This window comes from Pseudoalteromonas sp. ASV78 (assembly GCF_047806705.1).
In the GTDB taxonomy this organism is placed as follows: Bacteria; Pseudomonadota; Gammaproteobacteria; order Enterobacterales; family Alteromonadaceae; genus Pseudoalteromonas; species Pseudoalteromonas prydzensis_A.
The window spans coordinates 3,512,455-3,529,035 of the sequence record NZ_JBLOPA010000001.1 but is presented as its reverse complement, the minus strand read 5'-3'; the positions used below and the strand labels follow the sequence as shown (position 1 = coordinate 3,529,035).

Here is a 16,581-nt window from a genome sequence, read left to right as displayed (position 1 = left end):
TAATCCCTATAAGGAACTAACAAAAATTAGTTACCGCCAGTACCACCAGTACCGCCAGTGCTTGTAGGACAAGTAAACTGGAATTCTTGGGTTAATGCGTCAGCATTTGCATCTTCGATAGTGAATGTGTTGTCACCATTAAGAGGTAAACCACGGAAGTTAACTGTCACTTCGTAGTTCTCACCTTCGCGTAGGTTAGTAAGCTGGAAGTTACCATCTGCATCTTTAAGAGCAGCCTTGATACCCTTACCAGCGCGGCGATATTTAACAGTTGAGTTACTCACATCCACTGCAACATCAGTATCGTTAGCACACACACCTGATAAAGTTAATTCTTTATTTACTAAGGTAAAAGGTGCAGTAACAGTAACATCTGTAGTACCACAAATATTAACTTCTGTTTGCGAATCATACCATACACCACCTTCACGGTCCGATACTTTCACACGAGCAGTTGCACCAGCATAAATACCAAATCGCGTAGCTTGATTAGCTTTAATGAATGTGCGTGTAGTAGATCCAGGAGGTAGAATGCCCGATAGTGAACCATCACTTGATATTGCGGTGTATAGCAAACCACCTGCAGGAACAGTTCCAGTCACATTAGTAGCAATATCACTAGCGCACACAGCTGCATTACGAGTTACTGCAAACCAAGTTAAGTGATCAGTGTCAAAGCTTACAGTGCCAGTACCTTGAGTTACAGCAAAGCTATCTTGAGCCCACTCACCAGTGTCTTCATTGAATGAACTAACAGCTAAAGTTTCACCAGCAGCTAAATCTGTAGGAGCAGCAAGCGTTACACTTAGTGTATCACCAGCGAACTTCTTAACTGGAGTTTCACCAACTAGCAGGTTGATATCAGCTAAAGCAACAGGAACAGCAACATTTGTACTAGTGTTATTAGCATTTAAGCCTTCAGGAATAACGGCACCTTTAGTTGGTGACGCAGGATCCGTACCTAAAACACTTAGCGTTACAGAATCACCAGTAATCGCCTCACCCGCTGCATTTTGTAAAGTAATACCGCTAGGTAAAGTTGCAGTGGCAAGAGATGTTCCACCTGTAGGTGTAGCATCAGCAGAGATTGCAGCAGTAGTTGTTGAACCACTGATAGCAGTAGACGTTTCAGTATCAGCAGCTAAGCCTTCTGCGTCTGTACCAGTAAGTACAAATTGAGCTGTTAAAACATCAAAGTCATCTTCATTAGATAGATCAAGATTGAATGCTTTAGTAGAATAGCCAGCGGCAGAGACAATTGCAGTTACATTTGTAGTTGCTGAGCCATTCTTAAGAGTAACAATGAAACCACCTTCTTCAGCAGTATCTATTGTTTGCGCATCCTCACCGTTAACATCAACAATATTAGTTGATGGCGCGCCACCTTCCAAAAACTTAACAGTCGCACCGTCAATTACATTCGCTTCACTATCAACAACAGAGCCACTTACAACAAATGTAAGCGCAACTGGCGCTTCAGGTGGAACAACTACTTCAGGATCAGGCCCTGGTCCAGGTGGTGCATAATCGTTACCATCGTCGTCACTAAAACAACCAGATAGAGCAAATACAGAAGCTATAGACAATGCTAATAGCGATTTTTTGTTAGTAAACATAGGGAGTCCTTTTATTCCTTTATATAAACAATCAATAAATAAATAAGGTTTTTTATACTCGTTACAATATTAGCGGTTACTTTAGAAAAGTATAGCCATAACGCAACAAAAAAGAGCAAAAAAACAACATTTTTTACTTTTTGCCAAAAATAGAGCTAAGCGCTCTATAGTAATTAATCAGTTCGTTACATAATATAGACTAACTACATATTTGTACAATAGTTAGTCTAATAAAAATTTGTTACCGATATTTTAAATACACTTCTTTTAACCTTGGTAGATGTTTATAAACGTAATCGCTCGATAAGCGACCTTGGTTAAAGAATGTTTTATCTAGGTCAACCGTTGAACTTGGTGCGTATAACTGGTTAAACACTAATCGGTTTTTTGAGTTACCCACTTGAGTACTAATACTATGGCGATAAGCCTCAGTGCCTCTAACTTGCCCAAAGCGAGTAACAGACATATCTTTTCGTGGTGATAATGGAATACTAAACGCTGCGCCGGCTTTTTGAGCGCTAGAATCTTCGTAAAAAACAGCGAGGTAGCTATCGCCAAACCAAAAACGAGATTCTAACTTGTAACCACTGTCTTCATACCAAAAATCACCAGCTTGGGCATGCAAGGTAATATCTTGTTCTACCCAGTTATATTGATAATTAAACATTTGGTAACTGCGGCTGCCGCGGTAATCTTGGTACTGGAAGGAGCCAAATTTAAAGCTTACTTTATGTCGACCCGCTTCACTTAACCAAGCTGTTTCATTACTAATACCTTGGTAATCATAAAAATCTTTGATATAGCCAACTTGGGTTTGGTTGTAAAAACCAAACGGTAGCTCAAAAGTTTGGTAAAACAAAGCGCGATCAAACTGAGTTTCTTTCCGGTAGTTTTTAAACGGTTTATTTTCAGCGTAATCATCACTGTTGGCAACGTTAACTTGGCCACCTAAAATAACGCCGCCGCCCTGCCATAAAGGCACCTCTAAATCGGCTCTAATTGCAACAGAATAATCAAATACTCCAAGCTCAGTTGCATAGGTATTACTTATGGTTGGCGCTATCGTTAAACGCGGCTTAAAGTATGGCGAGTTAGCATCTGTCGTTCCTACCCAAACCAAACCATTTGGCTCTAGAGCTGCCCCTTGGGTAATTAATAAATCAGGCGAAATATTGTTAGTAATAAATTCTTTGTAATTATCAACGGTACCAACAACATTAAGTAATGCTAAATCATATTTGTTCAGTTGTACGCTAAATTCAACACCCTCAAGTGTTATTAGCTCAGCAACACGCCCTAACGCCAATCCTAAGGCATCAATATCGTTACGGTTAAAAATTGAGTTTTCAAATTTAACAAATAACTGATTATTATGGTTAAAGGCAACATTAACATTTTCAAAACCATCTTCCACTAATGCTAACTTCAAGTTAACAGATTGAGAATTCAACTGGCTTAATTCAGCTTGTTGCCCTGTATTATTTGTAATCTTTGCAGTAGTACCTACTTCAGGCTTAACGGTAGGTAAAGTGTAATCATTTCGCGTTTGTATTTTTACAGCATCAGGATTAATAGATGCCGCGGTTTTAGTTGCAACAGGTCCATTAGCAGTATTATTTTGCACATCGGGTGCAGCTTTAACGGGCTGCTGGTAACCTACCTCATCACTCAGTGGTAAGGTAAAGTTGATACCCCAATAATTGCTGGTATCTTCAGAAAATTCAGTATTGCTATAAAAACGGCTGGTTAGAGTAATTTCACCAATATCATATAACCACTCTTTTGGTATGGTTAGTCGCGCTGCTGCATTAACAGCCTCAGAGTCGTATTCAGTGAGTACACTAAACCATTTAAACGGTTGCCATTCAATACCTGCAAAAGCACCGTCCATCTGGCCAGTAATACGATCGCTTGACCCAACCCCCGCACTAAATCTAAAATCCCACCACTCTTTTGAGGCAACAGCGTAAATTGTTTTATAGTTATTTGCCGCGCCACCAATATCTTTCATACCAATAGCAACACTCAACCAATCTTTTGGTATGTAAGGTAGTTGGTATTTAGCATTAAAGGATAAATCACGAATTTGGCCTCTACCCTCAGAATAAAATAAATTATCGTGGATAGAGTTAGATCCAACTTGGCCACTAACTTCAAGGCCTGTAAACAAGCCGGCTGAAAAGATGAAGTTATGACCATCAATATACTCTCGGCCACGCAAGTCAAGTTGGTTATTGTAACCAACATCTACCACGCCAGCATCCATTACTTCAGCATTAGGAGTGTTAACCAACCCGGTATAACCTGCGAAAGACTGGAAATGCTTTACCTCATCAGCGGCAACAGGCAAGCTCAATGCAGCAGCACAACTTAAAAACAACGTATTCAATTTAGGCATGGTGTGATCCGAGTTAGTATTATTAAATCCATCAATTCCTAGGTTCTAGGTTCTAGGTTCTAGGTTCTAGGTTCTAGGTTCTAGGTTCTAGGTTCTAGGTTCTAGGGCAAAGTTTAAAGGGGAAAGGTGAAAGTTACAAGAATTTAGGTTTTAACATTTATCAACTATAAATTAAAACACCAATCCTAACCGCGCGGCACAACTCCGCTAACAAGACTATTTTGCACAAAGAGAAGACAATGAGGGTAAATGAGAAAACATACCTATTTATATCTTCCTCTAAAGCGCAGCGCCTCTTAACCTCTTTGTGAATAGATCGCTAAAAAAGATTACCACCGAGAAGACATTAAAACCACGCGGCATAAAGCCGCGCCTACAATAAGCCCAAGCACCAATGCTACCTCGCGCAGGTTTAGGGGCTAAGTGTTCCCCGCAGCCCGACGCCCATAGCCCGCAGCTCTTAACCTAAATCTTACACTGCCTTTAAATGGCTTGGTTTGTTAGGGTTTACTAACTCTGTTACAAAACTTGTAAAGTCAGTGCCTAAGTTTTCATCGCGCATGCTGTATTCAACAATCGCTTTTAAATAACCTAATTTATCGCCACAGTCATGGGCGCGGCCACTCATGTGAAATGCCTCAACCGTTTCAATTTTCATCAGCATATCAATAGCGTCAGTTAATTGAATTTCACCACCGGCACCAACAGGAGTTTTACTAAGTAATTGCCAAATAGTTTTTGAAAGTACATAGCGGCCAACTACAGCTAAGTTTGATGGCGCGTCACCAACACTTGGTTTTTCAACCATAGTTTTAATTTTCGCACTTTCACCAGCTGTAATTACAGCACCATCGATATCCGCAATACCATATTTACTAACATCTTGCTCTGGCACTGGTTCAAGCATAATTTGGCTAGCTGATGTTGCTTTAAAACGTGTAATCATCGCAGCTAAGTTTTCGGTTTTTTGGTTCGCTGTATATGCATCAAGGATTACATCGGGTAATAAAACTACAAAATCATCATCACCAATGATTGGCTTAGCACACAATACAGCATGGCCTAAACCTTTAGCTTCACCTTGGCGCACATGTAAAATAGTTACATCAGGCGGGCAAATAGAGCGTACTTCATCAAGTAACTTACGTTTTACGCGTTTTTCCAGTGTTGCCTCAAGCTCAAAGCTAGTATCAAAGTGATTTTCAATCGCATTTTTAGAACTGTGAGTTACAAGTACTATTTCTTTAATACCCGCCGCAACACACTCATTAACGATATATTGAATAAGTGGCTTATCAACCAAAGGGAGCATTTCTTTTGGAATAGCTTTAGTCATTGGCAACATACGTGTACCAAGACCCGCAACAGGGATAACAGCTTTCATAATTAGTCCTTTATTTAATGTTTAATCAATTAGTTCCAATCTAACAGCACAAAGCTTTATAGGGAGTGAATGAGGGGGCTTCGGGCTTCGGGCTTCGGGCTTCGGGCTTCGGGCTTCGGGCTTCGGCAAAATTATAAACACTAGTTGCAAAAAGAAAAGAGAAAGCCGCGGGCGACGGGTTTCGAGCTTCGTGCTATGAAAACACCTAGCTTCTAGTCACTTCCCTAGAATCTTCCCCCTCTAAAGCGCAGCGTCTCTTAACCTCTTTGTGAACCAAGTCACTTAAAAACCATTTTGCACAAAGAGAAGACAAATGCAGCGGGCTTCGAGCCACGGGCTAATTGCACCTAGAACCTAGTTTCTTCCCTAAAACCTAGAACCTTTAAAACATTTCGCGGCTGAAGCCGGCTCCTACGATAAATTTAAACCCTGTAGGAAATGGCTTTAACCATGAATTTAATAAACCGCGCGGCATAAATTTAAACTCCGATGCCAACCCGTAGCCGTAGACCGGAGTTTACCTCGCGCAGCTCTTAGCTATATTGGTCAAAGCCCACGGCTCTTATATCTAACGTCTTTATCTTTTAATTATAAAAATCTTTATACCAGTCGATTAGGTTTTTAACACCAAGCTCAACGCCTACGGCTGGTTTATAACCTGTTGCTGCAAATAAGTCTTGCGTATCAGCATAGGTTTTATAAACGTCACCAGCTTGCATTTCACGGAAGTTCTTTTTAGCTTCAATACCTAACGCAGACTCAATAGATGAAATAAATTCCATTAAATTAATAGGGCTTCCGTGACCAATATTATAAACCTTAAATGGTGCCGAGCTTGTTGCTGGTGAACCAGTTTCAACTTTCCAATCAGCATTAGCTGCAGGTACAACATCGGCAGCTCTAACTACCCCCTCAACAATATCGTCAATATAGGTAAAATCACGCCACATATCGCCATTGTTATTAATATCAATGGTCTCACCAGCAAGTATTTTTTTTGTAAAAATGTAAGGTGCCATATCTGGGCGACCCCAAGGGCCATAAACTGTAAAAAAGCGTAAGCCAGTTGTTGGTAAGTTATATAAATGCGAATAACTGTGTGCCATTAACTCATTGGCTTTTTTAGTTGCAGCATAAAACGATACAGGATGATCAACACTATCCGTAGTTTCAAATGGTGTTTTTTCATTCAACCCATAAACAGAGCTAGATGATGCATAAACCAAATGTTTAACCTTGTTATGACGACAACCTTCAAGAACATTTAAATGACCAACTAAGTTTGAATCTGCGTAAGCGTCAGGGTTCTCTATCGAATAACGTACACCAGCTTGTGCAGCTAAATGGATAACTCGGTCAAACTGCTCTTCTTTAAAAAGTGCAGTCATCAAAGAGCGATCAGCAATATCCATTTTGATAAAAGTAAAATCGTTATGGTTTTCAAATTGGGCCAAGCGAGCAAATTTTAAGTTTACATCGTAATAATCATTTAAATTATCAATACCTACTACAGTATGATTAGCTGCTAATAGTTTTTGACATGTGGCTGCTCCTATAAAGCCTGCAGCGCCCGTTACTAAATACTTCATATTAATCCTTTTGAAAATAGGGTCTAGGGTCTAGGTTCTAGGTTCTAGGTTCTAGGTTCTAGGTTCTAGGTTCTAGGTTCTAGGTTCTAGGTTCTAGGTTCTAGGTTCTAGGTTCTAGGTTCTAGGTTCTAGGTTCTAGGTTCTAGGTTCTAGGTTCTAGGTTCTAGGTTCTAGGTTCTAGGTTCTAGGTTCTAGGTTCTAGGTTCTAGGTTCTACAAAAATTGCAAACAACAATATATGTGTCAAGCTTAGCTATAGCCTAGTACCTAGTCACTTCCCTAGCACCTAATTCCTTTAACCTTTGACCTCTATTTTAATCACTACCAAATAAATCACGAGTATAAACTTTATCTGCAACATCAAGTAATTCATCAGCCATACGATTAGACACAATCACATCAGCCAATTCTTTAAATTCATTAAAATCTTTGATAACGCGTGAGTTAAAAAATGCTTCGTCGCTTAAAGTCGGCTCGTAAATAACAACTTCAATCCCTTTCGCTTTTATACGCTTCATAATACCTTGGATTGCGGATGCTCTAAAATTATCTGAACCTGTTTTCATAACTAAGCGATACACACCAACTATTTTAGGGTTACGCTTAATAATTGAATCGGCAATAAAATCTTTACGGGTAGTGTTAGCATCAACAATGGCACCAATCATATTATTTGGCACATCTTTGTAATTAGCTAACAACTGCTTGGTATCCTTAGGTAAACAATAACCGCCATAGCCAAATGAAGGATTATTATAATGGTTACCTATACGTGGGTCTAAACTTACCCCTTGAATAATCTGCTTCGCGTTTAAACCATGGCTTTCGGCATAGCTATCAAGCTCATTAAAGTAAGCAACACGCATTGCTAGGTAAGTATTTGAGAATAACTTGATTGCTTCAGCTTCTGTTGAGTCAGTAAACAGAATCTCAATATTTTGCTTTATCGCACCTTGCGCAAGCAAGTTAGCAAACGTTTTAGCACGTTCACTTTGCTCCCCTACAATAATGCGAGATGGATACAAATTATCATGCAATGCTTTACCTTCACGTAAAAATTCTGGCGAAAATATTACATTATCAGTGCCAAACTTTTCTTTAACCGACTGCGTATATCCAACTGGTACGGTTGATTTAATAACCATGGTAGCCATTGGGTTAATTTTCATTACATCTTTAATAACCGACTCAACACTATTGGTATTAAAATAATTAGTAACCGGGTCATAATCTGTAGGTGTAGCAATAATGATAAATTCAGCGCCAACCAGTGCTGACTCTTTATTTGTGGTCGCGGTAAAATTTAATTGTTTATTTTGTAAAAAATCACTTATTTCAACGTCAACAATCGGTGATTGTTTATCTTTTAAAAGCGCAACTTTATTTTCATCAATATCAAGAGCTACAACATCATTGTGTTGCGCAAGTAATATTCCATTAGACAGGCCTACATAACCTGTACCTACTACAGCAATTTTCATTTTAATATTCCAATACATCTCAACTAAGGCATTTTAACACAAAGAGGAATGAATGAGAGAAAATGTGGAAATGGCTTTATGTAGGAGTTCTCTTACTACAGCCCTTACGTTTAGGCAATCTAAACCGCACAGCGTAAAGCCCCGCCTACGCTTTAAAATATAGGTGCTAGGTTTTTGGCTCTAGATCCTAGTCACTTACCTAGCTCTTACAACCTCTGTGGTAAATAAATCACTTAAAAACAAGTTTACCACCGAGAGCACAGAGGCGCCTCCCGCTACACCGAGAAGGTAAAGTTAAGCCTAACCCCAGTCAATTCCCTAGCCCCTAGTCACTTCCCTAGTACCTTCAACCTTTAATTTCTTCCTCTGTGAACTTAGTGCCCTCCGTGGTGAATAAATCACTTAAAAACCATTTGCACAAAGAGAAGTGAATGAGTGTAAATGAGAGGAAAAAATGCCACGGACTTCGAGCAACGAGTACCCAATACCTTCCCTAGCACCTTTAACCTCTAAAGCGCAGCGCCCTCTTAACCTCTTTGTGAATAAATTACTTAAACAATTTTTACCACCGAGAGCACCGAGGCGCTTCGCGCTACACCGAAAAAGTAAAGTTAAGTCTACAACCTGTGTTTTTAGAACCTAGAACCTTTAACCTTCCTCTAACCCTTCAAATTAACTACATTCGCTTGAGGCTGATTCTCAAGCTGTGCACCTTTTTTAGCATTCCATACCAAATCACAAATACCATCGGTAGGGTTAAAGCCAGTTGGGGCATCAAGTAATAGTTGGCGTATCATTTCGTGGTCAAAATTATGGCAAGCAATATCAAAGGCTTCTAAAAACACATTTAGTTCTGGTAATGGGAGCATAGCTTCATTTGCAGTCATAATACGCTCGTGCGGTGTTTCACCCACGTTATCGCCGATTAATAGCTCTTCATAAAGTTTTTCGCCGGGCCGCAAGCCTGTACATTTTATTTCAATATCACCATGAGGATTGTTTTCGTCTTTAACCTCAAAACCGGACAAACGTACCATTTTACTAGCAAGGTCTTTAATTTTTACCGAATCCCCCATATCAAGCACAAATACATCGCCGCCTTTACCCATGGAACCGGCTTGAATAACCAATTGTGCAGCCTCGGGAATAGTCATAAAAAAACGGGTAATATCAGGGTGAGTCAGGGTAATTGGCCCACCCTCTTTGATTTGTCTGCGGAATAACGGCACCACAGAGCCACTTGAGCCCAACACATTACCAAAACGCACCATACAAAAACGCGTACGGTGCCCTTTACCTTTGGTTTGCGCTAAACCCTGTAGCACAAGCTCTGCCATACGTTTAGTTGCGCCCATTACATTGGTAGGGCGTACAGCTTTATCTGTTGAAATTAATACAAAAGTTTCAACCCTAGCATTTACCGCGGCTTTGGCAGCGTAATAAGTACCAAATACGTTATTACGAACACCTTCAACCACGTTGTGCTCAACTAAAGGCACATGTTTATAAGCAGCAGCGTGATAAACCGTTTGTACACCAAACGCCATCATCACTGTTTCAATACGGTTAATGCGCTGTACAGAACCCATAATAGGGATTAATTCTAACTCGATAGCATTGTGAGTTATATATTCACATAGCTCTTTTTCAATTGAATATAAACCAAATTCAGATATTTCAAATAACACTAATTTTTTAGGTTTTTGCCTAACAATTTGACGGCAAAGCTCTGAACCAATAGAACCACCGGCGCCAGTCACCATGACTATTTTACCAGTAATGTTGGCAGCCATTAGCTCGGGTTTTGGTGTTACAGGATCGCGGCCTAATAGATCTTCAATTTCAACTTCTCTAAATTCAGAAAGCTGTGCTTTCCCCTCTACTACATCAGCCATACCAGGGATAGATAACACTTTAATTGTGAGCGGTTCTAGTTGGGCGAGTACTTCTTTACGGCGCGCGCGGCTGGCACTTGGTAGTGCTAACAATACTTTAGTAACTTTGCCTTTATTAATAAGTTCATAAATATCTTTAAAGTTTATTACCGGAATCCCTTGCACGATCGAACCTTGCTTGGTTACATCGTCATCAATAAAAGCACGAACATAATATTCAGGCCCCGCACCAAGCGCAGTTGCAAGCTGCCTACCTGCAGAACCTGCGCCATAAATAATAACCGACTCTTTATTAGCAGTAGTAAGTTTACCTATCATTGCACGTACCAAAATACGTGCTCCACCCACAGTAAGTAAGCACAGCCAAGCAAAAATAAAAGGCATAGTACGGGGGATTTCAATACCCATAAAAAAGGCAAGCAACACCAAACTAACAGTTGTGATAAAAGTGCCTAAAACAATAGCCCACAACGCTTGCGAGTTCATATAGCGCAATACGGCACGATATAAACCAAGATTAATAAATGCGAAAAGGCTAGTAGGTACTAACAAGGCAAGTAACAACCAATTATCGGCTTTGCTAAATGGCGCTAAACTATCTAAGCGAACGATTAAGGCAAGCCAAAAGGCTGAAATAATAAATAACGAATCAATAAATAAGGTAATAGCGCGTTTTGTTGCGCGCGATGCATTTAATATAGAGCGAATGTAATTATCCACAACAAGTTCCCTTTTTTTGCATTCGACGTAATGCAGATTGTATTAAAATTTTGCTCATAGCAGTGGCACCATGCTATCAGGCGAACCTGACAGCAAGCTTAACGATTGTTAAAATTTTATGAATTATAGCTGATAACCCCATTCGCTGCCACAAACTAATACATAATCATTAATCATTGTTTTTAAATGTAATTATTGCTAGGAGCTAGGAGCTAGGAGCTAGGAGCTAGGAGCTAGGAGCTAGGAGCTAGGAGCTAGGAGCTAGGAGCTAGGAGCTACCAATATCATAATCAGGCTCTAGCTCTTTAACAAAGCCCTTTCTGCGCTTTATTAACGCCGCGATCATTGCTGCAACTTCTTTTGTTTCAGCAACTAACTTTAAGCCCTCATCTTTAGCTATAAAACCTATTTCTATTCCAATATAAAGTTGCGTAACTAACTCACCAGCAGAGCCTTTAGCATAATATAAAAACCGAGATTCATCGTTTGCAGTTTCGCGCTCTATCCCCTCCGCTATATTAGAGGGGATAGAAACGGCTGAACGCGTAACCTGATCTTTAAACCCAAAATCCTTACAATCTTTAGTAACTTTATAAATATCACAAGCTAACCGAGAAGCTCTTTTCCAAACATCCAGTTTTTCAAATTGCATAAAACTTCCCTCTTTAGTTTCCTAGTCCCTAGTCACTTCCCTAGCATCTAGTCACTGCCCTAGTCTCTTCCCTAGAACCTGTTACTTACCCTAGAACCTGTTTTTTCCCTAGCACCTAGTGTCTTCCTAGAACCTGTTTCTTACCCTAGAACCTAGTTACCTTTTACTTACTCGCTAACTGAAAAACTTCTTTCATTACCTCTGTTGTTTTTGCAATTTCTGCAACAGTAAGTGTAGGGTGAACCAAAAACATAAGTGATGTTTCGCCAAGTTCCACAGCATTAGGCAGGCGTTTTTCAGGGCGCCAAGGGGTGTTATCAAAGGCTTTTTCTAAGTAAACCTCTGAACAGCTCCCCTGAAAACAAGGGACACCTCGTTCAACAATTTCGTTAATAATACGGTCACGATCCCAACCGTTAGCTAATTGTTCAGGCTTAATAAACATATAATGTTTGTATTCTGCGTGTTCAATGTAGTTAGGAACCTCAACTAAACGAATACAGCTAAAGCTAGCAGCAGCTTGATCAAGTTGTGCACCATAGGCTTGGCGTTTTGCTGTCCAATCGTTCATGCGGGTTAATTGAATACGACCAAGTACCGCTTGCATTTCAGTCATACGCCAGTTAGTACCAAAGCTTTCGTGTAACCATCTAAACCCTGGTGGGTGTTCGCGGTTATAAATTGCATCAAAGCTTTTACCGTGGTCTTTATAACTCCACATTTTTGACCATAACTCTTTTGAGTTAGTGGTTACCATGCCGCCTTCGCCGCCAGTGGTCATAATTTTATCTTGGCAAAAACTCCATGCGCCAATGTGGCCAATACTACCAACCGATTTACCTTTATATTTTGCACCATGAGCTTGTGCGCAATCTTCAATTACATAAAAGCCATGTTCTTTACTGAGTGCCATTATGTCGTCCATTTCAGCAGGCATACCCGCTAAGTGTACAACAATAACGGCTTTCGTTTTTGGTGTAAGTACCGCTTTAATACTGGCCGCAGTAATCGCTTGGCTATTTAAATCAACATCAGCAAATACAGGCGCAGCACCCGCAGTAACAATACTTGAGGCAGACGCTAAAAAAGTTCGCGGCGTAGTAATTACTTCATCACCCGCCCCTATATTTAACGCTTTAAGCGCTATATCAAGCGCTAAAGTGCCATTACCAAGTGCGATTGCGTACTCGCTATCTGCCCAAGAGGCAAATTCTTTTTCAAATTCGCGACCTTCAATGCCAGTCCAGTAATTAACTTTATTTGACAAAACTACGCGGCTTACAGCATCGGCCTCATCAGTAGTGAAGCTAGGCCAAGGAGAAAATGGGGTGTTTAACATGATGTTCCTATTAATCTTATATAGAAAATGAGATAAAAATTATGCTTTACTTGCTTTTGCAATTGCAGGAGAACCAAACGCAGTTACATTATCAGGTATATTTTTTAAAACTGTACTACCAGCACCAATCAAACAATTGTTACCAATTGACACTAACTGTTTTACTTGGCTACCAATACCAACCCAGCTTTTACTACCAACTGTAACTCCACCAGCTAAAGCCACATTCGGGCAAATATGGGTAAAGTCACTAATAATACAATCATGCTCAACAACTGCAGCTGTGTTGATAATACAACCAACACCAATTTTCGCAAATGCATTAATAACAGCACCAGCAAAAATAACTGTCCCTTCGGCTATTGCAGCGTATTGACTAATAACTGCGGTTGGGTGAATTAATGAAATAAGGCTAAAGCCATGTTGCTGCAATAACAATGCTTTGTCTTTTCGTATTGTATTATTACCAATGGCTATAACAACGCTCATATTATTATTTAAAGCAACTAAGTCAGCACATGTACCCTGTATTGGCCAATGCTCAATGTGGGTTTTACTTGGGTAGACATCATCATAAAATTTAACAACAAAGCCAAGCTGCTCGGCAATATCGGCAATAACCTTACCATGCCCGCTTGCGCCAACTATGGCTAACTCTTTAGTCATTATTAGAACCTTTAAACGGATCAATCGTTACATGCCCGTCAGCACTGATGCCTTCACGAACAAAAACTTTTTTAACCGTGAGTAATAATATTTTGAAGTCGAGCAAAAAACTTTGGTTATCAACATACCAAACATCAAATTTAAACTTTTGCTCCCAGCTAATTGCATTACGACCATTTACTTGTGCCCAACCAGTAATTCCAGGTCGTACATTATGGCGACGCGCTTGTTGTTTATTATAAAGCGGTAAATATTGCACAAGCAGTGGCCTTGGCCCTACTAAGCTCATATCCCCTTTTAACACATTAAACAAACCGGGTAGTTCATCTAAACTTGTAGAGCGTAAAAAAGCACCAAACTTAGTCATACGCTCATTATCTGGCAGTAAGTTACCCTGCTTATCTTTGCCATCGAGCATGGTTCTAAACTTCATCATTTTAAAAATTTTACCATTCAAACCAGGGCGGTCTTGAGTAAATAAAATAGGCGAGCCCAATTTAAAATGAATAAGCACAGCAACAATAATAATTACTGGTAATAAAGTGAGTATTGCACATAGAACTACTAAAAAATCAAAAAGGCGTTTCATTCAGCTTCTACCTCAATCACTGAGAGTAACTCTTCGAATAGCCTCTCTCTGTTATATTCATTCTGCCCAAGAGTTAATGAAGCCTCGCAAGCCTCATTATACCGCTCTTCAGAGAACAAAAAACCTCTTAAAGTATAAAAATCATCTACTGTTGGATCGTTACTGATTGCAAGTCCACATTTAGATCTTTCTATTAACTCTTTAATCCAACCATCATGATTAATTAATAATGGTGTTCCTGCAGCGAAAGCATCAAAAACTTTATTCGCAGAATTTGCATAGAGAGCGTCTATTGGTAAAACAGTAGAAGTTGCCATATCAAAGGTACTATGCACAAATGAAAGTTGATTTTTGTTTACACTAGGTAAAAAATAAAGCTTCTTATCTAATACCGAAAGCTCCTTAGCATATTCTTTTAACTCACCTTCCTCTTTACCTTGACCAATAATAACAAATCCAATTTCACCATCTGAAAATGAAGATAGCTTAATAAAGCTACGTAGATTATTAACTAAGCCAAAGGCTCCAGTATAAAAAACAACTTTTTTGTGATTTTCTTTAATTTTATTCAGTTTTCGTAAAAATACATCATTACTAGGTAATGACAAATTAAACAAATGACAATCAGCTGCATTAGTGATCACAGTAACAGTGGCGTTACCACATCGCTCAAGTACGCTATTTTTCATATCTGGTGAAAGAGCAACTATATGTTCTGCATTTTTGTAAGCCAGCTTTTCTAGTAGAAAGGCAACTTGTATTAAAACTTTGTTTTTAATTATACCTAAAGCTATTGGAACTTCAGGCCAAACATCTCTTACCTCAAAAACATAAGGCTTTCTCTTAACTAATTTATATATAAGAGCTGGTATAGCAACGGTTAATGGGGTACTAGTGACAAAAAGCTTATCACTCTTCAAGGTGCATATATGAATACTCGCAAGTACTAAAAACTTAATAAAAGCCCAAAGGCGCTTTAAAAACCCATAACTATTGTCATATTTAACCGATACCCAGTGCACCTCAAAACCATCTAACTTCTCAACTTTCCAACCAGAAAATTTATTCTCATTATCAGATGTAATCATTACAACTTCATGTCCTGAAACTGCAAGTCGCTTTGCAAATTCGTAAGAACGAATTCCACCATTCATAGAGGGCTTTTTAAAGTACTGATGTAAATATAATAATTTCATTTGTAAATATCGCTATTGTACTTCGAAGCAATGCTTGACCAGGAAAAACCTTCTGCAGGATTAACATCAAATGGGCCTAATCCAAGTGGGAAGAAACTTAAAGTTTTAGTTATCGCGTGGGTAATTGACTCAATGTCATTTGGATCTGATCTGAAACCATAATCACCATCGTTAAAATAACCATCAACACCTTGCCCTTGGCTATAAATTATAGGTAAGCATTGAGAAATAGCTTCTATATAAACCAACCCAAAAGTCTCACTTTTTGAGACCATTACAAATAAATTAGACATTCTAAGGTAATCTAATATGCACTCTTTACTTAAATGACCTAAAAAAGAAACCCTTGCTTTTATTTTAGGATCAATTTCACCATAAACATTAACGTAATCTCGATAAGTACAACCAATAATGTAGAATAGAGCATCACTTTGTTTATTTGCTCTAAAAAAAGCAATGATTGCATTTTTAATATTTTTATTTCTAAAAGCTGCACCTACATAAACACCTTTTACAACTCCGTCATCTACTCTTTCGCTCTGGTTTAAGACTTTCTTTAAAAAATATTCATCAACTCCATTTGGAATAGTTATTAGCTTGTCATCAAATTCATCACCAAAGTAAGACTTGAATAATACCCTGTGCGTGGGAGAGATAAATATAACTTTACAGGCTTTACGTAAAGCAAGCTTTGCAAGCCATTTATAGTGCCAAAAAAATTTAAACCCTAAATTAACATCAGTCCCTCTTACTGTTAGTATCAATTTTTTATCGAATATAATAGAGAATAAATAAGCGCAAATACCATCTGAAAAAATAGTATGCGCATGCACAAAGGTGATTTCATTTACAAACTTTTTCAAGCATCTTATAGCAGAAGTAAGGACTAGACACAATTTCAATAAAAAACTAAGCCGAGTAAATATACTTAATACATTACTATGTATTATGTTGTCAGCGTCCTCATTTACCTTCCTTAACCTAAATTGCTGAGGCACAAATATTATTTGTTCTCGAACGAGGTTGCTAAATAGATTTTCGAAAACTCTAGAGCTAT

At 38.9% G+C, this 16,581-nt stretch carries 12 protein-coding genes; all 12 read right to left on the bottom strand.

The genetic code is table 11. From position 1 onward, the window contains the following. Window positions 1–26 precede the first annotated feature (26 nt). Window positions 27–1,616: a hypothetical protein gene (locus ACMVDV_RS16040; protein WP_416158787.1), complete on the bottom strand. Its 1,590-nt coding sequence runs from the start codon at window positions 1,614–1,616 to the stop codon at window positions 27–29. Between the two features lie 241 nt (window positions 1,617–1,857). Next, window positions 1,858–4,014 carry a YjbH domain-containing protein gene (locus ACMVDV_RS16035; RefSeq protein ID WP_416158786.1) on the bottom strand — a complete coding sequence of 719 codons (2,157 nt, stop codon included), beginning with the start codon at window positions 4,012–4,014 and terminating at the stop codon, window positions 1,858–1,860. 472 nt (window positions 4,015–4,486) lie between these two features. Continuing rightward, window positions 4,487–5,398: a UTP--glucose-1-phosphate uridylyltransferase GalU gene (gene galU, locus ACMVDV_RS16030; RefSeq protein WP_416158785.1), complete on the bottom strand. Its 912-nt coding sequence runs from the start codon at window positions 5,396–5,398 to the stop codon at window positions 4,487–4,489. A gap of 584 nt (window positions 5,399–5,982) precedes the next feature. After that, window positions 5,983–6,987, bottom strand: coding sequence for an NAD-dependent epimerase (locus ACMVDV_RS16025; protein WP_416158784.1), 1,005 nt, complete (start codon window positions 6,985–6,987; stop codon window positions 5,983–5,985). Between the two features lie 313 nt (window positions 6,988–7,300). Next, a complete protein-coding gene (locus tag ACMVDV_RS16020) occupies window positions 7,301–8,467 on the bottom strand; it encodes a nucleotide sugar dehydrogenase (RefSeq protein WP_416158783.1) in 1,167 nt (388 codons plus the stop codon). Window positions 8,468–9,126: 659 nt separating this feature from the next. Then, window positions 9,127–11,082 (bottom strand): polysaccharide biosynthesis protein, encoded by a 1,956-nt coding sequence (locus tag ACMVDV_RS16015; RefSeq protein ID WP_416158782.1) that lies wholly within the window; start codon window positions 11,080–11,082, stop codon window positions 9,127–9,129. A 268-nt stretch (window positions 11,083–11,350) separates the two neighbouring features. Continuing rightward, window positions 11,351–11,734: a four helix bundle protein gene (locus tag ACMVDV_RS16010; RefSeq protein ID WP_416158781.1), complete on the bottom strand. Its 384-nt coding sequence runs from the start codon at window positions 11,732–11,734 to the stop codon at window positions 11,351–11,353. 163 nt (window positions 11,735–11,897) lie between these two features. Further along, entirely contained in the window at window positions 11,898–13,073 is a 1,176-nt protein-coding gene (locus tag ACMVDV_RS16005; RefSeq protein ID WP_416158780.1) for a DegT/DnrJ/EryC1/StrS family aminotransferase, read from the bottom strand. A 39-nt stretch (window positions 13,074–13,112) separates the two neighbouring features. Further along, window positions 13,113–13,739, bottom strand: a complete 627-nt coding sequence (locus ACMVDV_RS16000) for an acetyltransferase (protein WP_416158779.1) — start codon at window positions 13,737–13,739, stop codon at window positions 13,113–13,115. Then, a complete protein-coding gene (locus tag ACMVDV_RS15995; protein ID WP_416158778.1) occupies window positions 13,732–14,328 on the bottom strand; it encodes a sugar transferase in 597 nt (198 codons plus the stop codon). The genes ACMVDV_RS16000 and ACMVDV_RS15995 overlap by 8 nt, the downstream gene beginning before the upstream one ends. Then, a complete protein-coding gene (locus tag ACMVDV_RS15990; protein ID WP_416158777.1) occupies window positions 14,325–15,482 on the bottom strand; it encodes a glycosyltransferase family 4 protein in 1,158 nt (385 codons plus the stop codon). Before ACMVDV_RS15990 ends, ACMVDV_RS15995 begins: the two co-directional genes overlap by 4 nt. A 38-nt stretch (window positions 15,483–15,520) precedes the next feature. Next, the gene (locus ACMVDV_RS15985) at window positions 15,521–16,522 is read right to left on the bottom strand and encodes a glycosyltransferase family 4 protein (RefSeq protein ID WP_416159105.1); all 1,002 of its coding nucleotides are present in this window, start codon (window positions 16,520–16,522) and stop codon (window positions 15,521–15,523) included. Window positions 16,523–16,581: the final 59 nt, after the last annotated feature.